This is a genomic window from Nitrosospira sp. Nsp18 (assembly GCF_900103145.1).
Taxonomy (GTDB): domain Bacteria; phylum Pseudomonadota; class Gammaproteobacteria; order Burkholderiales; family Nitrosomonadaceae; genus Nitrosospira.
The window spans coordinates 106746-127286 of sequence record NZ_FMWY01000004.1 but is presented as its reverse complement, the minus strand read 5'-3'; the positions used below and the strand labels follow the sequence as shown (position 1 = coordinate 127286).

At 52.4% G+C, this 20541-nt stretch carries 16 protein-coding genes and 1 pseudogene; 9 read left to right on the top strand and 8 right to left on the bottom strand.

Annotation, left to right across the window (positions count from 1 at the left end):
• Positions 1-135: 135 nt before the first annotated feature.
• The 3 genes from BLS94_RS03125 (at position 136) to BLS94_RS03115 (ending at position 3979) form a co-directional block, all read left to right on the top strand.
• Complete coding sequence (locus BLS94_RS03125) at positions 136-945, top strand: inositol monophosphatase family protein (protein ID WP_072767212.1); 810 nt, start codon at positions 136-138, stop codon at positions 943-945.
• A 131-nt stretch (positions 946-1076) separates the two neighbouring features.
• Positions 1077-1271 carry an amylo-alpha-1,6-glucosidase gene (locus BLS94_RS03120; RefSeq protein ID WP_256325265.1) on the top strand — a complete coding sequence of 65 codons (195 nt, stop codon included), beginning with the start codon at positions 1077-1079 and terminating at the stop codon, positions 1269-1271.
• A 5-nt stretch (positions 1272-1276) separates the two neighbouring features.
• Positions 1277-3979, top strand: a complete 2703-nt coding sequence (locus BLS94_RS03115; RefSeq protein WP_090957719.1) for an MGH1-like glycoside hydrolase domain-containing protein — start codon at positions 1277-1279, stop codon at positions 3977-3979.
• Between the two features lie 379 nt (positions 3980-4358).
• On the opposite strand, the gene BLS94_RS03110 is transcribed toward BLS94_RS03115, so the two are convergent.
• Entirely contained in the window at positions 4359-5060 is a 702-nt protein-coding gene (locus tag BLS94_RS03110) for an SDR family NAD(P)-dependent oxidoreductase (RefSeq protein WP_072767214.1), read from the bottom strand.
• A 699-nt stretch (positions 5061-5759) separates the two neighbouring features.
• Between BLS94_RS03110 and BLS94_RS03105 the strand changes: the two genes are divergently transcribed.
• Both BLS94_RS03105 and BLS94_RS03100 read left to right on the top strand, forming a co-directional pair.
• Positions 5760-6755 (top strand): serine/threonine protein kinase, encoded by a 996-nt coding sequence (locus tag BLS94_RS03105; RefSeq protein WP_371130208.1) that lies wholly within the window; start codon positions 5760-5762, stop codon positions 6753-6755.
• A gap of 79 nt (positions 6756-6834) precedes the next feature.
• Positions 6835-7326: a YchJ family protein gene (locus BLS94_RS03100; RefSeq protein WP_090957718.1), complete on the top strand. Its 492-nt coding sequence runs from the start codon at positions 6835-6837 to the stop codon at positions 7324-7326.
• Positions 7327-7638: 312 nt separating this feature from the next.
• Here BLS94_RS03100 and dnaJ read toward each other — a convergent pair whose 3' ends face one another.
• The 4 genes from dnaJ to purB form a co-directional block, all read right to left on the bottom strand.
• Positions 7639-8745, bottom strand: a complete 1107-nt coding sequence (gene dnaJ / locus BLS94_RS03095) for a molecular chaperone DnaJ (protein ID WP_090957717.1) — start codon at positions 8743-8745, stop codon at positions 7639-7641.
• Between the two features lie 134 nt (positions 8746-8879).
• Positions 8880-10811: a molecular chaperone DnaK gene (gene dnaK, locus BLS94_RS03090; RefSeq protein WP_090957716.1), complete on the bottom strand. Its 1932-nt coding sequence runs from the start codon at positions 10809-10811 to the stop codon at positions 8880-8882.
• Between the two features lie 88 nt (positions 10812-10899).
• Positions 10900-11484 (bottom strand): nucleotide exchange factor GrpE, encoded by a 585-nt coding sequence (gene grpE, locus BLS94_RS03085; RefSeq protein ID WP_090957715.1) that lies wholly within the window; start codon positions 11482-11484, stop codon positions 10900-10902.
• Between the two features lie 224 nt (positions 11485-11708).
• Entirely contained in the window at positions 11709-13094 is a 1386-nt protein-coding gene (gene purB, locus BLS94_RS03080; protein WP_090957714.1) for an adenylosuccinate lyase, read from the bottom strand.
• Positions 13095-13379: 285 nt separating this feature from the next.
• Here purB and BLS94_RS03075 point away from each other — a divergent pair, with 285 nt between their 5' ends.
• Positions 13380-13988 (top strand): glutathione S-transferase, encoded by a 609-nt coding sequence (locus BLS94_RS03075; protein WP_090957713.1) that lies wholly within the window; start codon positions 13380-13382, stop codon positions 13986-13988.
• Positions 13989-14006: 18 nt separating this feature from the next.
• Here BLS94_RS03075 and mnmA read toward each other — a convergent pair whose 3' ends face one another.
• Together mnmA and BLS94_RS03065 are read right to left on the bottom strand one after the other, a co-directional pair.
• The gene (gene mnmA, locus BLS94_RS03070; protein ID WP_090957712.1) at positions 14007-15107 is read right to left on the bottom strand and encodes a tRNA 2-thiouridine(34) synthase MnmA; all 1101 of its coding nucleotides are present in this window, start codon (positions 15105-15107) and stop codon (positions 14007-14009) included.
• Positions 15108-15116: 9 nt separating this feature from the next.
• Positions 15117-15581, bottom strand: a complete 465-nt coding sequence (locus BLS94_RS03065) for an NUDIX hydrolase (protein ID WP_072767222.1) — start codon at positions 15579-15581, stop codon at positions 15117-15119.
• A 462-nt stretch (positions 15582-16043) separates the two neighbouring features.
• Between BLS94_RS03065 and icd the strand changes: the two genes are divergently transcribed.
• Positions 16044-17297, top strand: coding sequence for an NADP-dependent isocitrate dehydrogenase (gene icd, locus BLS94_RS03060; RefSeq protein WP_072767223.1), 1254 nt, complete (start codon positions 16044-16046; stop codon positions 17295-17297).
• 110 nt (positions 17298-17407) lie between these two features.
• Here the strand turns inward: icd and BLS94_RS03055 are convergent, their stop codons facing one another.
• Positions 17408-17611, bottom strand: a complete 204-nt coding sequence (locus BLS94_RS03055; protein WP_004174375.1) for a cold-shock protein — start codon at positions 17609-17611, stop codon at positions 17408-17410.
• A gap of 291 nt (positions 17612-17902) precedes the next feature.
• On the opposite strand from BLS94_RS03055, the pseudogene clpS reads away from it, so the two are divergent.
• Together clpS and clpA are read left to right on the top strand one after the other, a co-directional pair.
• Positions 17903-18212 (top strand): annotated as a pseudogene (clpS, locus tag BLS94_RS03050) (ATP-dependent Clp protease adapter ClpS).
• A gap of 1 nt (position 18213) precedes the next feature.
• Positions 18214-20472, top strand: a complete 2259-nt coding sequence (gene clpA, locus BLS94_RS03045; protein WP_072767225.1) for an ATP-dependent Clp protease ATP-binding subunit ClpA — start codon at positions 18214-18216, stop codon at positions 20470-20472.
• Positions 20473-20541: the final 69 nt, after the last annotated feature.

Here is a 20541-nt window from a genome sequence, read left to right as displayed (position 1 = left end):
CAAGGACTTTTCGCACCACGTGACCTTCACCTTGCCCGGCGAGCTGAGCCTTTACAGGGGCAAATCGAACACTCCATCCGCCTTAGCGCCGGATTTAGGTTAAGATTCACGCTCGTCCAACTCTGAATCCAGCCAATGCACCCTATGCTCACCATTGCGGTAAAAGCCGCACGCCGCGCAGGCAGTATCATCAATCGTGCCGCGCAGAATCTCGACTTGCTGCACGTCTCGCGTAAAGCGCACAGCGATTTTGTCAGTGAAGTGGATGGCGCTGCTGAAGAGGCCATTATCGGAATACTGCTGGATGCCTATCCCAATCATTCCATTCTAGCAGAAGAAAGCGGGGCTCAAGGTGATGCCAGTAAATCCGAGTACCAGTGGATTATCGACCCACTCGATGGCACCACCAATTTTCTCCACGGCTTTCCACATTATTCGGTATCCATCGGACTGATGCATAAAAACATACTGTTTCAGGCAGTTGTCTACAATCCGGCCGCTAATGAGCTATTTACTGCCAGTCGTGGCGCGGGTGCCTATCTAAACGATCATCGTCTTCGTGTGAGCAAGCGCGCCCAGCTCGCTGATTCCCTGATTGGCACCGGTTTTCCATTTCGCGAATTTACGCACGCTGAAGCCTATCTTGCCATGTTCAAGGATATCATGCCCAGGGTGGCCGGCATTCGCCGCCCGGGCTCGGCCGCGCTGGACCTGGCCTATGTGGCCGCGGGCCGCTATGACGGCTTCTGGGAATTCGGGCTCTCTCCCTGGGATATGGCAGCCGGTTGCCTTCTTATTACCGAAGCTGGCGGACTCGTGGGTGATATGGAAGGCAACGACTCTTATTTGCAGAGCGGCAACGTGCTGGCGGGAAATCCGAGAATTTTCGGACAGCTGCTGCAGGTGATTGCGCCGCACCTGACAGCCGAGCTGAAAACGAACTAAAGACATAAGCAAAGAAAGATTCTCACGTGTTGTGCATTTGAAGTAGCGAAGATGGAACTGCCCAAATTCGTTCACTTCGGCTGTGCAATCTGTTGCGATGGAGGAGTACCGGGTCACCAGGGGATGCCGGGTTGGCTCAATCCCGGCAGGCTCTCCTTCGTGATCACCTGCTGGATGCGGGACTGGGCACCTTGTCAGAAATTTTCGACGGCGAACCGCCTCATACATCGCGCGGCGCTCTGCCACAAGCATGGAGCGTGGCCTGCGTACTGGAAGCCTGGGTCAAGCTGGAGAGTATCTGGCGCGGCAAGCAAAAAGAGGAGTAACGCCTATGTCCCCACTGCTGGATTGCGAAAAACAACGACTTGAAAACCAGCGGCAGGGCATGGAAAATTGGCGCTTGTGGGGGCCATATCTGTCCGAGCGTGCCTGGGGCACGGTTCGCGAAGATTATAGTCCGGACGGCACCGCTTGGGAATACTTTGATCACGATCAATCCCGCTCCCGCGCCTATCGCTGGAATGAGGATGGCCTGGGCGGGATTTCCGACGAGGCACAGCATCTCTGTTTCGGCTTGGCGCTATGGAACGGCAAGGATTCCATTCTCAAAGAACGTGCTTTCGGCCTTACCGGCAACCAGGGCAATCGGGGCGAAGATGTAAAAGAATGCTATTTCTATCCTGACGCGACACCTTCGCATTCCTGGCTCCATTACCTCTACAAATATCCACAGTCCCCATTCCCCTATACTCGACTAGTAGAGGAAAACGCTCGCCGTTCACGCAAGGATCCCCCTTTTGGTTTGATTGATAGCGGCGCTTTCGCCGATGGACGCTATTGGGATGTAGAAGTATTCTATGCAAAAGCATCTCCCGACGAGTTGCACATCCGCATACTCGCCAGTAATCGCGGATCAGACGAAGCCGTCCTATGGCTGTTGCCACAACTCTGGTTTCGAAATTATTGGTCGTGGTCGGAAAAAGGTGAAGTAAAACCGGTCTTGCACACCATGCCCGCGCCTGAAGGCGCTGCCTGGGCGGTTATGGCGGAGCATCCGGCGCTGGGAAATTACAATCTCTACGGGCGGCAGCAAGCCGACCTCCTTTATACCGAAAATGAGAGCAACAACTCCCGCCTGTGGAGCACGCCCAACGCCGGGCCTTATGTTAAAGACGCATTTCACCGCTACGTGGTGGATGGTGAACTGACGGCAGTAAATACGGCCCAGCAGGGAACGAAATTTGGGGCAGTTCATAAACTCACTATTGCGCCAGGCAAGACCGAAACGATCGATCTGGTATTGTCGGCCGCCGCGCGGCCTCAACCATTCGTGTGTCACGACGAGATTTTTTCCCAGCGTTGTGCAGAAGCCGACGCTTTTTTCGCGACCTTGCTACCTGAAGCTGCCGATCAGGATAAACGCATCCTGCGGCAGGCATTAGCGGGCATGATATGGAACAAGCAGTTCTTTCACTATGATGTTTCCGACTGGCTGAAAGGCGACCAGGCAGCGCCGCCCCCTTCGAGGAAGCACGGACGCAACCACAACTGGCGCCATCTCAAGGCAAGCCATGTCATTTCCGTGCCCGATGCCTGGGAATATCCCTGGTTTGCGGCTTGGGACCTCGCTTTCCACTGTGCACCGCTAGCGCTCATCGACGTGGATTTCGCCAAGGAGCAAATCGAGCTGCTGCTAAATGAAAACTATCTACACCCCAACGGCCAGATTCCTGCTTATGAATGGGCGCTCGGCGACGTGAATCCGCCGGTACACGCCATGGGAGCCCTTAAGGTATTCCGAGCCGAGCGCGTGCAACGCGGCCGGGGTGACATCGGTTTTCTCAAACGCGTGCTGCACAAGCTGTTGCTGAATCACACCTGGTGGATCAACCTCAAGGATGCTGACAGCATGAACGTATTCGAAGGCGGCTTTCTTGGGATGGACAATATATCGGTGTACGATCGCTCCGAGCCGCTAGACCCAGGCTATACGCTGAAGCAGGCAGATGCGACCGGCTGGATGGCGATGTTTTCCCTGCAAATCACGGTGATGGCCCTGGAAATTGCCGTTGAGGACCCAGCCTATGAAAATATCGCAATTCAATCGTACAGCCAGTTTTTGGCGATTGCCAATACGATAGCCGGCCATACCGGTGCGGGTGTATCGCTATGGGACAATGTGGATGGCTTCTTCAAGGATCTCGTGGTTGAACCGAACGGCGACATACATCGTATCGATGTTTTTTCCTGGGTCGGCATCATTCCGCTATTTGCATGCGAGGTCGTGGATGCGCGCTTGCTTGCAAACAGGAAGCGCTTTAACGCCTTGCTCTGGGAGCACAAAGGCGGCATGTTCGACGGAAGCGTCATATGCGCGTGCCCTGTAGATACGAACGAGCGCGGTGAGCACTTGTTATCGCTGGTAACCCCGTCCATGTTCGTGAAAATGCTGCCGCGTATTTTTGACGAAGAGGAATTCTTTTCCCCGTATGGCGTGAGGAGCGTTTCAAAGCGCCACGCCGCAGAACGAAATCTGGGCCATATCCCTGGCATCGGCAAGGCCGTTATTCGCTATGTGCCAGGCGAATCCGAATCTGGACTCTTCGGCGGCAATTCCAACTGGCGCGGACCGGTATGGATGCCAACCAATTATTTGCTGGTTCAGGCTATTGAAAAAATGCACCGTTACCTGGGCGATGCTTTTACTTTTCCGGCACCTTGCCTGAACGGGTACGAAATCAATCTTAGATATGCGGCAAACATGCTGGCGGACCGGCTTGCGGATATTTTCCGCGAAGATGAATCCGGTCTGATCCCGGCCTTTCCCGAAAACAGCCCCCATCAGGCCGACCCTCACTGGCGCGACCTGCTGCTGTTCCATGAATTTTTTCATGGCGAGACCGGTCAGGGGCTGGGCGCCGCCCATCAAACCGGATGGACCGGGCTAGTGGCCAACCTGGTGATGCGACGATATCGGGCGGATATTCCGGAGTTTTGGAGGCAACAGGTTAAAATTACCCCATCAGAATCCTAGTGCCTCAGGAGAAGTAATTGCGATGTGGCCTCAACCACCGCTCGCAGCACCGGTAACACGTGCATCCATGGGCGAGATGGGGATCGAAATCTACACGTGATCGGTGATCGATTTTCATGTTCGTGAACATTGCCGACCTGCGCTCTGCGATGGCGCTGTCCCATTGCTCTATGCACCCATTTTTGGATGGCGGTGAGCCACCCATAATGCATAGGAAACTTTCCGCAATCCTCGTCAATAATGAAACCGGCGCTGGTTGATGCATTCGGTCGCTATGCGGTGACCAAACGCTTCTCATCCATTTCGTCGTCATCAATGGTCGGTAGCCAAACGAATCAGTGGAAATTTCAACATCCTGTAAATCAAGCAATTTCCTCTTTCACCATTTCTCTCCGAAAGGCCGAAGATCAAGCTCGAAGGTCCAAGCCTGTGATTGCTGTTGCGTAAGGAAGTAAACAGTTTCCGCTATCTGAGAGGGTTCCATGAAGAATTCGTCAGGTTTGCCTTCCATGTGCTGCCGGGTTCGCTGCAAATTCAGTATACCGTCTAGAATCACGTAGCTGACGTGAATCCTTTCAGGGTCGAGATACCGCGCCAATGATTGGGCGAGGCCGCGCTGACCCGCTTTCGCAGACGCAAAAGGAGCAAAGTTGGCGCCGCCTTTAATTGATGCGGTCGCGCCGATAATGACTATATTACCGGTTCCCGCAGCTCGCATATCCGGAAGCACTTCTTTTACTGTCTGGAACAACCCGCGGCAATTGACTTCCCAAGCGTCCTGAAAACTTTCCAGTGTCGCGTCATCTATGTTTTGAAATGCGCCGGCGCCAGCGTTGTATATTAGAACTTCCACCGGGCCGAACTGCTGGCGGATTTCCGCAAAAACCTCGGATGCCGTCTCCGTATCCTTGACATCATATTGAAATGCACGAGAACCCTTGATCTTCCCGGCGATTTTATTCAGTTTCTCTTTATTGCGGGCGCAAAGCGCCACCCGATAGCCATCTTCCGCAAACCGCGCGCCAATAGCGGCACCGTTACCAGGACCGGCACCTACAATCACACAAACACCTTTATCCATTATTTGACTCCAATGAAGAAGCGGTTGGCCGTATAGGTTGGCCGTATAGCAATGGTAAGCCGCACAGCGATGACCAGGCTACCTCCCTGGCGAAGATGGTATTTTTTAGGTAGCGCTATCGCTCGGAGGCGATATGATCTCAATAAGCGCCGTAAGAGAAAAGATTGGGCTAAGGGTTTATCTTAAAGCTAAAAAATTTGTTGAATCAAAGAACACGCATGAGAATCCGATATCGGCACACCTCGTCTAATATCAGCCATGGCTATTATGCATAGTACCGTGGTAGCCTAAATTCAAGCCGCAGGTTTGTATTTTGAAAAGAAAGCAAACCGGATTTTTGAAGGCGGGTCTGACACGCCACAAGCTGAAATTCGCCAACCTGACACAGTATGCATGTGCTCATGGTCTTGGTGTGGACCCGCCATCTTCCCACCAACAAGCCCTTGCGGGAAACCAGTATCGAAAGTTTTATGGAGCTTTCCTCGATGGACGCCTGGCTATCCCATGGCTTTCGACCTCAAGCAACCGGGAAGGCCCCTCAGGGCCAGACACCATTATTTCACTCCTGAATACGAATACTGCAAGTAGCAACTCACCAGTCGTTTACGGTATAGTCCTTCCGAATTGAAAAACTGCAGCACGCAACCCCCACCCGGTGAAAAAAGAAAACCGGCACCGCATCATCTTGAGTGTTTGGAAGTGATAAAAACGAGTAACCCGCCCCGAAATTTTTCTACACTCCCTCCCGATTGTGTGTTGAACGCGCTGGAAAGCGTGGGCTTCTACAGCGATGGCCGCCTGTTGGCGCTCAACAGCTACGAGAACCGTGTCTATCAGATCGGCATGGAAGAGAGCGCGCCGCTGGTGGCAAAATTTTATCGCCCCGAACGCTGGACGGACGCCGCGATATTGGAAGAACACGCCTTCGTTCAGGAGTTGGCCGAGCGCGAAATCCCCGTCGTGCCCGCGCTGGTGCTGAATGGAAAAACCCTGCATAATTTTGAAGGATTCCGCTTCGCTGTTTTTCCAAAACATGGTGGCCGTGCCCCCGAACTGGAAAACCGCCACACGCTGGAGTGGATGGGGCGATTCCTCGGACGCATCCACGCCATTGGCGCACTCAAGCCGTTTCGGGAACGTCCCTCACTGGATATAGCCAGCTTCGGCGAACAACCGCGGGACTATTTGCTAACGCATGAATTCATTCCGGCCGATCTCAATGCAGCCTATCGCAGTGCGGTGAATCAGGCGCTGGATGGCGTTAGCCACTGCTTTGCGCGCGCGGGTGACGTGAATGCCTTGCGCCTGCATGGTGACTGTCATGCGGGCAATGTGCTTTGGACGGACGACGGTCCGCATTTTGTGGATTTTGATGACAGCCGCATGGGACCGGCAGTGCAGGACCTGTGGATGTTGTTGTCGGGGGACCGCTCCGATATGGTACGGCAATTGAGCGACGTGTTGGCCGGATATGAGGATTTTTGTGATTTCGACCAACGCGAATTGCATCTGGTCGAGGCGCTACGCACGCTGCGCCTGATTCATTATGCAGCGTGGCTAGCGCAGCGCTGGGATGATCCCGCCTTCAAGCAGGCGTTCCCGTGGTTCAACACCCAACGCTATTGGCAGGATCGCATCCTTGAGTTGCGCGAACAGATCGCGCTGATGGATGAGCCGCCGCTGCGGCAGGCGTAACGTTGCTCACATGTGGTCATGTTGTGGCAAAAAAAAATAATTTGAGAAATTCAGACAAATCTAGCGGCTTTCTGTGGATATGGATATAGACGCGAAAACGATGTGCTGCCCATGCCGCGGCGCAGAGGAAACAGCGAAAACGAAGGGAACCCGGCCGCGCTCCTCTTCATCGGACCGCAACAAAACATACGTCGGCTGCTGCGGCCGCTATCTGGATGATGGCGAAGCGGCTCCCACTGCAGAAGCATTGATGCGCTCACGCTACACCGCCTATACCCTCGGTCGTGAAGATTATCTGCTGAGGACCTGGCACCACAGTACAGGTCCCTCTTCACTTGAACTTGCAAACAAACCGCACAGCGCGCACTGCAAATGGCTGGGGCTGGAAGTGAGGCGTCATGAACAGCTAGAGCCGGACAGTATGTTGATGGAATTTGTGGCGCGCTATAAGGTGGACGGTCGGGCGCGTCGTTTGCATGAAATCAGCCGTTTTGTGCGCGAGGCCGGGCAGTGGTTCTATATTGATGGCGAAGTACCTGAGATTCTGAAGCGGAGCAACCAGTCTTCTTAGGCGTTATAAATGTCAGATCGCAGTCGTTACGGTAAACGTAATTGCAGTAGACGTAGGGCGACAATAAGCGAAGCGCATTGCGCCGTATGAGAATCTTCTCGAACTATTGCCATGCATGACTATTATAGAGTCGCGTCTAATTTCATTGCGTCATCGAACTCCCGCCCAGAAATGCTGCGTTTCAATCCGGCGCGGTTGATCAAAAGCGCGTTTTCCAAGACCTTACCAACCATTATCCAAGTGATGTTTCAAATTGACGGTGCAATGCACTTCGCTTATTGCACCCTACTTCTTATTCTTATCGCCGGAAGATTACTCCGCAAAAAACTCCCGCACCTTGTCCATCCATGATTTGGCACGGGGGCTGTGGCGAGGACCGTCTTCCTGATTGATCACTTCCAGTTCCTGCAACAACTCTCTCTGACGCGCCGTGAGCTTGACCGGGGTCTCCACTACCACATGACATAATAGATCGCCCTGGTTATTGCTGCGCACGCCTTTGATGCCCTTGCCACGCAGCCGGAATATTTTCCCACTCTGGGTTTCAGCCGGAATCCTGATTTTGGCGTGGCCGTCGAGCGTAGGAATTTCAATTTCCCCGCCGAGTGCGGCAGTGGTAAAGCTGATGGGCATTTCGCAATGCAGATCGTTGTGGTCGCGCTGAAAGACGGAATGAGGAGACAGGTGGATAACAACATACAAATCCCCCGGAGGGCCATTGTTGACCCCAGCCTCACCCTCTCCGGATAAACGAATGCGGTCGCCTTCGTCCACCCCGGCAGGAATCTTTACCGATAGGGTCTTATGGTGCTTGACGCGTCCCGAACCGCCGCACGTAACGCATGGGCTCGAGATAAATTTTCCGCTTCCATGGCATTTGGGGCAGGTTTGTTGAATCGAGAAAAACCCTTGCTGCATCCTGACTTGGCCGTGGCCGTTACAGGTAGGGCATGTAACGGGTGAAGTGCCGGGCTTGGCGCCGTTGCCATGGCAGGTTCCGCAGGCGTCCATCGTCGGGATGCGGATTTTGGTTTCCGTTCCGCGTGCCGCCTGTTCCAGCGAAATTTCCAGGTTATAGCGCAAGTCCGCGCCGCGATAAACATTGGCCTGTCCTCCACGCCCCCCGAAAAGGTCGCCGAATATATCGCCGAATGCGTCGGAAAATCCCTGGGCACCCGCGCCCGCCATATTGGGATCCACGCCGGCATGGCCATGCTGATCGTATGCTGCGCGCTTCTTCGAGTCCGACAGTATTTCGTAGGCTTCCTTGGCCTCCTTGAAATGCTCTTCCGATTTGGGATTATCCGGATTGCGGTCCGGATGATGTTTCATCGCCAGTCTGCGATAGGCTTTTTTTATATCCTCTTCGCTGCTGTCGCGGTTAACGCCCAGAACTTCATAGTAATCGCGTTTGTTCATGTCAGTTTTAATGGAAAATCGGAAGTGCGGAGACGATAGCCGATACTGTTTTGCCTATTCCCGTAATAGGCAAAACGCAGAATGCAGAAGAATGGCTCTCCGCATTGCTGCGCTTTGACGTTTTCTGTGCTTACTTATTTCTTGTTCTTGACTTCTTCAAACTCAGCATCTACTACCTCGCCTTCAACAGGTTTTTCGCCCCCGCCATGTGAAGCATGCTCCGCGCCCGGCTGAGCCTGCTGGCCCTGCTCTTGCGAATACATCTTCTCCGCCAGTTTATGCGAAACCTCGGCCAGTGCCTGAGTCTTGGCCTCGATGACATCCTTGCTATCCGATTTCAGCGCATCCTCAGCCTCTTTCAGCGCATCTTCTATTTTGGATTTTTCATCGGCATCCAATTTTTCGCCATGCTCTTTCAATGTTTTTCTCACTGAATGAATCATGGCGTCACACTGATTGCGGACGGTGACCAGTTCCAGCGTCTTATGATCCTCTTCGGCGTGCGCCTCTGCATCTTTGACCATACGCTGAACTTCCTCATCCGAAAGGCCGGAGCTTGCCTGGATCTTGATTTTATTTTCCTTCCCCGTCGCCTTATCCTTGGCGGAAACGTGCAGTATGCCGTTGGAATCGATATCGAATGTCACTTCGATCTGCGGCATGCCGCGCGGTGACGGCGGAATATCGCTCAGATTGAATTGGCCGAGGCTCTTGTTGCCGGAAGCCATCTCGCGCTCACCTTGCAGTACATGGATGGTCACGGCAGTCTGATTTTCCTCGGCAGTTGAAAACACCTGTTGCGCCTTGGTCGGAATAGTGGTGTTTTTCTGAATCAACTTGGTCATTACACCGCCCAGCGTTTCGATACCCAGCGACAACGGGGTAACATCCAGCAACAGCACATCCTTGACCGCACCCTGCAGCACGCCGCCTTGAATGGCCGCACCAACCGCGACCGCTTCGTCCGGATTGACGTCCTTGCGCGGTTCCTTGCCGAAAATTTCCCTGACCTTATCCTGAACCTTGGGCATACGGCTCTGCCCACCCACCAGAATAACGTCATCGATATCGGAAGTCTTTACTCCGGCGTCCTTGATAGCAATCCGGCAAGGTTCCATGGTTCGGTCGATCAACTCTTCCACCAGGCTTTCCAGCTTAGCCCGGGTAATTCTCACCGCGAGATGTTTCGGTCCCGAAGCATCCGCCGTAATGTAGGGCAGGTTGACCTCCGTTTGCTGACTGGATGAAAGTTCAATCTTGGCTTTTTCCGCCGAATCCTTTAGACGTTGCAGTGCAAGCATGTCTTTTTTCAGGTCTATGCCGGTTTCCTTCCTGAATTCATCCACCAGGTATTCGATGACGCGCGAGTCGAAATCCTCACCGCCCAGGAAGGTATCTCCGTTCGTGGCCAACACTTCAAACTGGTGCTCACCCTCTACTTCCGCGATTTCGATAATGGAAATATCGAAAGTGCCACCGCCCAGATCGTACACGGCGATCTTGCGGTCACCCTCTTTTTTATCCATGCCGAAAGCCAGGGCTGCCGCAGTCGGTTCATTGATGATGCGCTTGACTTCCAGGCCGGCGATGCGTCCCGCGTCTTTTGTCGCTTGCCGCTGGGAATCGTTAAAATACGCAGGAACGGTAATAACGGCTTCGGTAACCGGTTCACCCAGATAGTCCTCCGCGGTCTTTTTCATTTTTATCAACACTTGTGCCGAAATTTCCGGCGGGGCAATCTTCTTGCCGCGCACCTCTATCCATGCGTCATTGTTATCGGCCTTTACAATGCTGTAAGGCACCATCTTGATATCCTTTTGCACCATCTCCTCGTTGAACCGGCGTCCAATCAGGCGTTTCACCGCGAACAACGTATTCTTGGGATTAGTAACCGCCTGACGTTTGGCTGAAGCACCCACCAGAATTTCGCCATCTTCCGTATAGGCGACAATGGACGGTGTTGTACGCGCTCCCTCTGAATTTTCTATGACCTTGGGCTTGCCGTTTTCGATGACAGCCACACACGAGTTCGTGGTGCCGAGGTCAATGCCGATAATTTTTCCCATGATTTGGATCCTTGTTAGTAGTTGGTATCGAATATTCGACTATGCAAAATATCCGCTTGTGCAGAAAATGGGGATCAAGATTGTAATTTCAAGTCTCTCCGGCCTTGGAAACAGACACTAATGCCGGTCGAATCACCCGGTCGTTCAAAACGTAACCTTTCTGCATCACCTGTACTACTGTGTTGGGGGCGAGATCGGAATTTACCGTACACATAGCCTGATGCAGATGCGGATCAAATTTCGCGCCTTCCGGATTGATCACCTTGATATTGAATTTTTCGAAAGCGGCAGTCAGTTGCTTGAGCGTCAATTCCATCCCGCTTTTGAAATTCTCGACCGTCGCGTTTTCGACCGCCAACGCGGCTTCCAGGCTGTCCATTACCGCGAGCAGTTCAGTAGAAAAATTCTCTACTGCATATTTATGCGCGCTGGCGATGTCTATTTGCGCTCGCTTTCTTATATTCTCGGCATCCGCCTTGGCGCGCAGCCATGCATCGTGATGCTCCTCCGCATCGAGTTCGGCTTTTTTCAGTAACTGTTCCAGGCTCGGCATCGATTCCGTCGCCGGTTCCGGTGCCTTGTCTTCGTTGACTTTGGCCTCAGACGCGCTTGTTTCATCCATCGCTGCAGTCAGTTCCGTCGGGTCTGATTGGGGTCGATTTAACTCAGTCATGGCGCTTCTCCTAATTTCGTTCATCACTATATCGGGATAGTTTTTTCAATTTCAAGCTCTAGAGAATACCACGGCAGGTTGAGCAAGACCTCGTTTGGGCATGTTACTGAAAGATCCGAATCCTCACGGGCGTCGCGCCCGGCTTGTACCTGTGGCTTGTACCCATGTGTCGAGCCGAAGAAGATTGGGAAAAACCGATACCCAGGAATCAGGGCACACAGAAATCAACTGTCTTCAATGCCGATTTTTCGGGCCAGCGCAGCGGCATCGCCAATATAATTCTGCGGCATGATTTTGCATAAGCGTATTTTTTCGCTTTCCGGCAGGGTGAGACTGTCGATAAATTTGTGCAATGTATCTCTGTTGATACCCTCTTTGCCACGAGTCAACTCTTTCAACTGCTCATACGAATCCGGTATGCCATGGCGGCGCATTACGGTCTGTATCGGCTCGGCCAAGACTTCCCAGGCATTTTCCAGATCTTCCATCAAACGTTCCGGATTGACTTCCAGCTTGCTCAATCCGTTGCTGCAGGAGCCATATGCCAGCAATGCATGCCCCAACGCCACCCCCATGTTGCGAAGCACAGTGGAGTCCGTTAGATCACGCTGCCAGCGAGATATCGGAAGCTTCTCGCTCAAATGGCGCAACAGGGCGTTGGCGATGCCGAGATTGCCTTCGGAGTTTTCGAAATCTATCGGATTAACCTTGTGCGGCATCGTTGAGGAGCCAATTTCACCTTCTCTGGTTTTTTGCTTGAAGTAGGCAAGAGAGATATACCCCCACATGTCGCGATTAAAATCCAGCAGCACTGTATTGACATGGGCATAGGCGTCGAATAACTCCGCCATTGCGTCGTGCGGTTCGATCTGCGTCGTGTAGGGATTAAATTTCAGGCCAAATTTTTCTACAAACTCCTGCGCGAATTTTTCCCAGCCGAAAGCGGGGTATGAAGCGAGATGGGCGTTGAAGTTGCCTACCGCGCCATTGATTTTTCCCAGTATGGCCACGCCCGCCAGCCGTTTACGCGCCCGCAGCAGGCGATATGCGAAATTGGCAAGTTCCTTGCCAACTGTAGTGGGGGTGGCGGGCTGACCATGCGTTCGGGCGAGCATGGGCGTATCAGCCAATGCATGCGCCATTTGTATGAGCCTGCTGATGATTTTTTCCAATGCCGGCAGCATCACCCTGTCGCGGCTGTGCATCAGCATCAATCCGTGAGAAAGATTATTGATATCTTCCGACGTACACGCAAAATGGATGAATTGCGCGATATGCGCGGCCTCGGCATTCTTTATCAGATGCTCCCTGAGCCAGTACTCGACCGCCTTAACGTCGTGATTGGTTCTTGCCTCGATAAATTTGACCGACTCCGCGTCGGCCTCGGAAAAATTCGTCGCGAGAGCATCGAGCTGTGCAACGGTGGCGGGAGAAAATGGCGGGGCCTCGGCGATGCCTGTTGCGTTGCTCAAGGCCTTGAGCCACTCTATTTCCAACTGAACACGGTACCGGATCAGCGCGAACTCGCTGAAGTACGGCCTCAGGTCTGCGACCTTTGCGCTATAACGCCCATCAAGGGGGGAGAGTGCGGTGAGAAAAGATGAATTCATGTTCTGATTCCGGGTTATTGTCACCGGTAGGGCATTCTAGCAGCCTGTCGGCCTTAAAGGAAATCGGCTGCAAAAGCGTCTGGCTGGCTCATATTTCGCCGCTTTTTCGGCCACCAGAATAACTATTAACCTTCAAAATCCTCAAAATTCCGTCCTCCCCCAATCACTTTTTCACTGCGATTCTTCAAGCCCGACAGGCTGCTAGCATAGGCACTAGCCCAGACTATGCACCGCGCTGCCGAAAGCCGATATAATGCCCTTTGATAATTCCCCTCAAGGCTGATCATGAAGCTTATCGGATCGCTCACGAGTCCTTACGTTCGCAAGACGCGCATCGTTCTGGCTGAAAAGCATATCGGTTATACTTTTGAGCTGGAAGCTCCCTGGAACGCGGATAGTCACGTATCGGATCACAATCCGCTTGGAAAAGTGCCGGTGCTGATTATGGACGACGGCACCAGCCTGTTCGACTCGCGCGTGATTGTCGAGTATCTCGATAGTGTCAATCCAGTATCCCGTTTACTTCCTGAATCCAACCGGCGCAGAATCATGGTCAAGCGCTGGGAGGCGCTAGCGGACGGCATTTGCGACGCTGCCGCCGCGATGTTCCTCGAACGTAAACGGAAAGACGCGGAACAAAGCGTGGAGTGGATTTCCCGTCAGCAGCAAAAAGTTACGCGGGGCCTGGAAACGGCTGCTCACGAACTGAGCGATAAAAAATGGTGTGACGGCAACGTCTATACGTTGGGCGATATTGCATTAGGATGCGCCCTGGGATACCTGGCTTTTCGATTTCCTCAAATTGACTTGCGCGGTACCTTTCCCAATCTTGCCGATCTTTCCGACAGGCTGGAAAAGCGCTCTGCCTTCATGGAGACAGTTCCGGTAGCATGATGAATGGCTCAGGGAATGCTACTCGCATTCCCTCGCCTGTTCGTCTGTAATTACCCCTCCCCCAAGACATACCTTGCTCTCGTAAACCACAACCGATTGCCCCGGTGTCACAGCCCACTGCGGCTGGGCAAATTCGATTTCGCATTTGCTGTGATCGACATACGCGATTGCGCAGGGCGCATCAGCTTGGCGATAACGGGTCTTGGCCGCATAAACCCAGTTGCAATGGGGCGCACGGCCACTTATCCATGTCAATTCGGCTGCGGTAAGCGAGGACTTGAATAAGTCAGGATGATCGTGGCCCTGTACCACGACCAGGACATTCCGCGCTTTATCCTTGTTCGAAACGAACCAGGGTTCGCCACCCCCCTCTCTTGTCCCGCCAATGCCCAATCCCTGCCGCTGGCCGATGGTGTAGTACATCAAGCCGGTGTGCTCCCCCACGACGTTTCCAGCCGGGGTCTTTATCTCGCCCGGTTCATGCGGCAGGTAGCGATGGAGAAACTCCCTGAAAGGCCTTTCACCGATAAAACAAATCCCGGTACTGTCTTTTTTCGAAAAATTGGGTAACTTATAATCTCTGGCGATCCTGCGTACGTCACGCTTGTAAAGATGGCCGATAGGAAATAAGGTCCGGGATAACTGTGCTTGATTCAAACGATAGAGAAAATAGCTCTGATCCTTGGTTCCGTCTTCACCTTTCAACAGCTGGAACATACCGTTTTTTTTTTGCACCTGGGCATAATGACCGGTAGCGATAAAGCTAGCGCCGAGCCCGGCAGCGTGTTCCAGAAATGCTTTGAACTTGATCTCGGCGTTACATAACACATCCGGATTGGGCGTTCTCCCGGCCTGGTATTCCGCCAGAAAGTGGCTGAATACACGCTCCTTATACTCAACCGAAAAATTTACCGCTTCCAGCGGGATCCCGATGATATCCGCCACCGACGCGGCATCGATCAAATCCTGCCGGGAAGAGCAGTATTGGTCAGTGTCGTCATCTTCCCAATTCTTCATGAAGAGGCCGACTACGTCGTAACCCTGTTGCTTCAACAACAAAGCGGCGACAGATGAATCAACCCCGCCAGACAGACCAACTACTACGCGCGTTTTGCTCATGGTTTAAACCTAAACCCGGCAGTCGGACGCGTACGCGTGTGAAAGGATTTCCAGTGGATAATGCTTTCCCGCTACATGGTCTTCGATGCATTTCATTACTAACGGACTGCGATGGCAATAGGTCGTCTCGCGGATTTCCTCGATTCCGAACCACCCCGCGCGCACTATACCCGTGTCTAATGCTCGATCCGGATCAAAATCGACGACGGAACCGTTAAAAGCAAACCGAATAAAGGTAATATTCTCCGCCTCGGAGTGCCAGTGATAGATACCCAGTACCGATTGTGGGGCAAAAGTGTAGCCCGTTTCCTCAAGGGTTTCCCGAATTGCGCCGTGAATGATCGATTCGCCCGGCTCCAGATGGCCCGCCGGCTGATTGAACAGTAAACCGCCACCAGTTTGTTCCTCGACGAGCAGGTACTTTCCTTCTCTTTCGATGACTGCTGCAACCGTGACGTTGGGTTTCCAGATCATAATCTTTAAACTTCGCTTATTGGAAAAATAGAGTACAAGGAGATATCGCACCCGGCATTCTAGCGCCCTGCAGACGGGAAAGAAACAATAAGTGGGATAAGGCTCCTCCCCGAGGCCAGCCTCGCTTTTTTTGTACAGGTTCTTTTGTATAGGTTCTTTTGTACAGGTTCAAAAATATAGCTGTTAACCGATTTTTCCGGTAAACCGTTTTCCGTAAAGTCGAGCTACCCCTGTCGTTAATATATCCAGCCGAGATAACGCGGGCAATCCGGCGCTGCAATCCGTACGCTTTGTCACATTCGCCCGGTAATTCGATTCCAGCTCCAGGTGGAACAAAGCATGTTAGCGCTTCTCTTCCAAACCCGGGTAAAATGTAGGGGTTTGACCAGTTTACTGTTTACCGTTTACGACAGACTCACTGCTAACCACTACGACCACCGAAACACTCATATTGGAGAAACCATGTACCAGCACATCAAGACGCCAGCCGAAGGCAAAAAAATCTGCGTAAACGCTGATTTTTCCCTGAGTGTGCCGGATAACCCCGTTATTCCCTATATAGAAGGCGATGGTATCGGCGTGGATATAACGCCGGTAATGAAGGACGTGGTGGATGCCGCGGTGAGTCGCGCTTATGGCGGCAAGCGCAAGATTAACTGGATGGAGATTTATGCTGGCGAAAAAGCCACTCGTATTTATGGTGAAAACGTCTGGCTGCCCGAGGAAACACTGCAAGCCGCGGCGGAATATGTGGTTTCCATCAAGGGACCGCTAACCACTCCGGTAGGCGGGGGTATTCGCTCCATCAACGTCGCTTTGCGGCAGGAACTTGATTTATATCTATGCCTGCGTCCTGTACGCTATTTTCAGGGGGTACCCAGCCCGTTAAAGAATCCTGAAAAAACCGATATGATAATTTTCCGTGAAAATTCGGAAGACATTTATGCCGGTATTGAATGGGAAGCCCAGTCGGAAAAAGCGAAAAAGATAATTAATTTTTTAACGGCGGAAATGGATGTAACCAAAATACGCTTTCCCCAAACATCGGGAATCGGTATCAAGCCCGTTTCCAGGGAGGGCACCGAGCGACTGGTACGCAAGGCAATACAGTACGCAATCGACAACAAGCGCCCCTCTGTGACACTGGTGCACAAGGGTAATATAATGAAATACACCGAGGGCGCCTTCAAAAATTGGGGCTATGAACTAGCTTCCAGAGAATTCAACGCCCGCCTGCTCGACGGCGGCCCGTGGATGAAGCTGCCGGAGGACAAGGGAGGCGTCATAATCAAGGACGTGATCGCGGATGCTTTTTTGCAACAGATTTTGCTGCGTCCGGAGGAATACGATGTAATCGCCACGCTGAACCTGAACGGCGACTATATTTCTGACGCGTTGGCGGCGCAGGTCGGTGGTATCGGCATAGCCCCCGGGGCGAACCTCAGCGATTCGATTGCAATTTTCGAGGCAACGCATGGCACTGCGCCGAAATATGCTGGCAAGGATCAGGTTAATCCGGGGTCCATCATACTATCCGCTGAGATGATGCTAAGGCACATGGGCTGGATGGAGGCGGCGGACCTGATTATCGAGGCGATTGAAAAAACGATCCAGGATAAAATCGTGACTTATGACTTTGCGCGTCAGATGAATCATGCGCAGAAGGTTTCGTGTTCGGGGTTCGGACGGGCGCTGATTGAGCACATGCCGGCATAGCTCATGATTAAAAAAGCCCCTTGCCGATTTCCGGCAAGGGGCTTTATATAATTTTGTATTGGATTACAGCATGATCGCGGCTAACCACGTCAGTCTGGAATCGTCAAACGTCAAGCAGACTGAATATTTGAAGCTTGTTTGCCCTTCGGACCTTGAGTAACCTCAAAACTTACTTTTTGACCTTCTTTAAGAGTTTTGAATCCGGACATATTGATCGCGGAGAAGTGAGCGAATAGATCTTCGCTACCATCATCCGGTGTAATGAAACCAAAACCTTTTGAGTCGTTGAACCACTTTACTGTACCAGTTGCCATTTTTGCTTCCTATATAATAAAAAAACCGGGCCGGAAACCCGAACACTGTTTGAGTTTCAAGACCGCAAAACGGCTGTAACCGGTACTGCAGAGAACTTGAAGCCAAACGCCAAGAGCAGTTTTACGCAACTCTAGTATTCAAGTCAAGTGCTCAATCTACTTATTTTATAGAAATGCAATAGAATAATTTTCTGAAGGTACTTGAATATTTCGGTGTAATCGTCAAATATTATATCAAGAGGCAGAGACTTGCCCATTTCGCTCTAACTGATGAATAGCGAGACTGGAGACATGAAAGCAGGGAATCATGGAGATGTTGTACTGGAGGCTAAAAAGAGTAAACTCAAACCACCGCCAATGTTCAAGGTGATTTTACTGAATGATGATTTCACGCCTATGGATTTCGTGGTGGCCGTGTTGCAGACTTTTTTTTTCAAAGAATCGAGAACAGGCAACCCAAATCATGCTCAAAGTACATATGGATGGAGCGGGAATATGTGGAGTTTATCCCAATGATGTAGCTACCACCAAAGTTGAGCAGGTGGTCGCATTTGCGAGGCAGCATCAACATCCGCTAAGGTGCGTGATGGAGGAGACGTAAAATGATTGCCCAAGAGTTGGAAGTAAGTTTACACATGGCGTTTGTCGAGTCGCGACAGAAGCGGCATGAGTTCATAACGGTCGAGCACTTGTTATTGGCTCTGCTCGACAATCCGACCGCCGCGGAAGTGCTGCGCGCCTGCTCGGTGGATATGGACGATTTGCGTCGACTGCTGACAGAGCACGTTACGGAGAACACACCTACCGTGGGCGGCAGCGGCGAAGTGGATACACAGCCAACGCTAGGTTTTCAGCGTGTGATCCAGCGCGCAATCCTGCATGTCCAGTCTTCCGGGAAAAAAGAAGTCACCGGCGCCAACGTGCTGGTAGCGATATTTGGAGAGAAGGATTCCCACGCAGTTTATTTTCTTCATCAGAAAGGCATCACCCGTCTCGATGTAGTGAATTATATTTCTCATGGCATCAGCAAGGTATCCCAGGGAAGTCCCGCGAAATCCGACAGCGAAGGCGATGCGGAGCAGGAAATGAGTGCGGGCGGCGCACTGGAAAGTTACGCGGTAAATCTCAACTCACTCGCGCTGGCCGGCAAGATCGATCCGTTGATTGGACGTGAGCGGGAGCTGGAACGCCTGATACAGACGCTATGCCGCCGCCGCAAAAATAATCCGTTGCTGGTGGGTGAAGCGGGCGTCGGCAAGACCGCTATCGCTGAGGGGCTTGCAAGGCGGATTATCGAAAATGACGTTCCGGAAATTCTTGCGCATCATCAGGTTTATGCGCTGGATATGGGCGCACTGTTGGCCGGGACGAAATACCGGGGGGACTTCGAACAGCGCCTGAAGGCGGTGTTGAAACAGTTACTCGACAGTTCCAACGCCATTCTTTTCATTGATGAGATTCATACGTTGATCGGTGCGGGGGCCGCTTCCGGCGGTACGCTGGACGCTTCCAATCTTCTTAAACCAATACTTAATACCGGTCAGCTGAAATGTATCGGTGCGACGACTTACAGCGAATATCGGGGAATTTTCGAAAAAGATCATGCCCTATCGCGTCGCTTCCAGAAAATCGACGTACTCGAACCCAGCGTGGAAGAAACAGTCTCGATATTACGCGGCCTGAAAGCCCGCTATGAAGCGCACCATGGTGTCAAATATACGGCCATTGCGCTTACCACCGCAGCAGAATTATCGGCGCGCTTCATTAACGACCGGCATTTGCCGGACAAGGCGATAGATGTCATCGACGAAGCCGGCGCAGCACAGCGCATTTTGCCGAAGTCGAAGCAGCGCAAGGTAATCAGCAAACATGAGATCGAAAGTATCATTGCTAAAATCGCGCGCATCCCGGCACAAAATGTCTCCAGCGATGACCGAAGCACGCTAAAAGTGCTGGATCGAGATCTGAAAGCGGTGGTATTTGGTCAGGACAAGGCCATCAATGCGCTGACAGCGGCGATAAAGATGGCAAGAAGCGGCTTGGGCAATCCACAAAAGCCCGTTGGCTCATTTCTTTTTTCCGGCCCTACCGGCGTTGGCAAAACCGAAGTCGCGCGGCAGCTGGCTTATGCGTTGGGCATTCATTTGCACCGCTTCGACATGTCTGAATACATGGAGCGGCATGCCGTTTCACGCCTGATCGGCGCGCCGCCCGGATATGTGGGTTTCGACCAGGGCGGTTTGCTTACCGAGGCCATCATCAAGCAGCCATACTCGGTACTGCTACTGGATGAAATCGAGAAGGCGCATCCGGATATTTTTAATATCCTGCTGCAGGTGATGGATCACGGCACGTTGACCGACAATAATGGCCGCAAGGCGGATTTCCGCAACGTGGTAATTATCATGACCACGAATGCGGGCGCCGAAGCGCTCAGCAAATCGTCCATGGGCTTCACCACCGGTGCGCAGGCAGGCGATGAGATGGCCGATATCAAACGCATGTTTACGCCTGAGTTCCGCAACCGGCTGGATGCGATCATATCCTTCGCATCCCTGGATAGGGACGTGATTCTGCGTGTGGTGGATAAATTCCTGATGCAGCTTGAAACGCAGCTGCACGAGAAGAAAGTCGAAGCGATATTTACCGATGCGCTGAGAGAATACCTCGCCAAAAACGGCGCTGATCCTCTCATGGGCGCCCGCCCCATGGCCCGGCTCATTCAGGACACTATTCGCAGCGCGTTGGCGGATGAGCTATTATTCGGACGGCTTGCCAACGGTGGCAAAGTGACGGTGGATATCGGTACCGATAACAAGGTGAAACTTCAGTTTGAGGAAGAAGCCGCCTCTGCCGTATAAGCTTGATCTCATCAACGCAGTTAAAACAAAAAAGGCGCGATCAGCGCCTTTTTTGCATCGGGAATGTCT

Excerpts from the sequence above, each read along its gene's own strand:
- purB (WP_090957714.1), bottom strand. The coding sequence starts at position 13,094 with ATGAATTCATCTTTTCTCACCGCACTCTCCCCCCTTGATGGGCGTTAT.
- BLS94_RS03115 (WP_090957719.1), top strand. The coding sequence starts at position 1,277 with ATGTCCCCACTGCTGGATTGCGAAAAACAACGACTTGAAAACCAGCGG.
- mnmA (WP_090957712.1), bottom strand. The coding sequence starts at position 15,107 with ATGAGCAAAACGCGCGTAGTAGTTGGTCTGTCTGGCGGGGTTGATTCA.
- BLS94_RS03065 (WP_072767222.1), bottom strand. The coding sequence starts at position 15,581 with ATGATCTGGAAACCCAACGTCACGGTTGCAGCAGTCATCGAAAGAGAA.
- dnaK (WP_090957716.1), bottom strand. The coding sequence starts at position 10,811 with ATGGGAAAAATTATCGGCATTGACCTCGGCACCACGAACTCGTGTGTG.
- BLS94_RS03110 (WP_072767214.1), bottom strand. The coding sequence starts at position 5,060 with ATGGATAAAGGTGTTTGTGTGATTGTAGGTGCCGGTCCTGGTAACGGT.
- grpE (WP_090957715.1), bottom strand. The coding sequence starts at position 11,484 with ATGACTGAGTTAAATCGACCCCAATCAGACCCGACGGAACTGACTGCA.
- BLS94_RS03055 (WP_004174375.1), bottom strand. The coding sequence starts at position 17,611 with ATGGCAACTGGTACAGTAAAGTGGTTCAACGACTCAAAAGGTTTTGGT.
- dnaJ (WP_090957717.1), bottom strand. The coding sequence starts at position 8,745 with ATGAACAAACGCGATTACTATGAAGTTCTGGGCGTTAACCGCGACAGC.
- BLS94_RS03100 (WP_090957718.1), top strand. The coding sequence starts at position 6,835 with ATGGATATAGACGCGAAAACGATGTGCTGCCCATGCCGCGGCGCAGAG.
- clpA (WP_072767225.1), top strand. The coding sequence starts at position 18,214 with ATGATTGCCCAAGAGTTGGAAGTAAGTTTACACATGGCGTTTGTCGAG.
- icd (WP_072767223.1), top strand. The coding sequence starts at position 16,044 with ATGTACCAGCACATCAAGACGCCAGCCGAAGGCAAAAAAATCTGCGTA.
- BLS94_RS03125 (WP_072767212.1), top strand. The coding sequence starts at position 136 with ATGCACCCTATGCTCACCATTGCGGTAAAAGCCGCACGCCGCGCAGGC.
- BLS94_RS03075 (WP_090957713.1), top strand. The coding sequence starts at position 13,380 with ATGAAGCTTATCGGATCGCTCACGAGTCCTTACGTTCGCAAGACGCGC.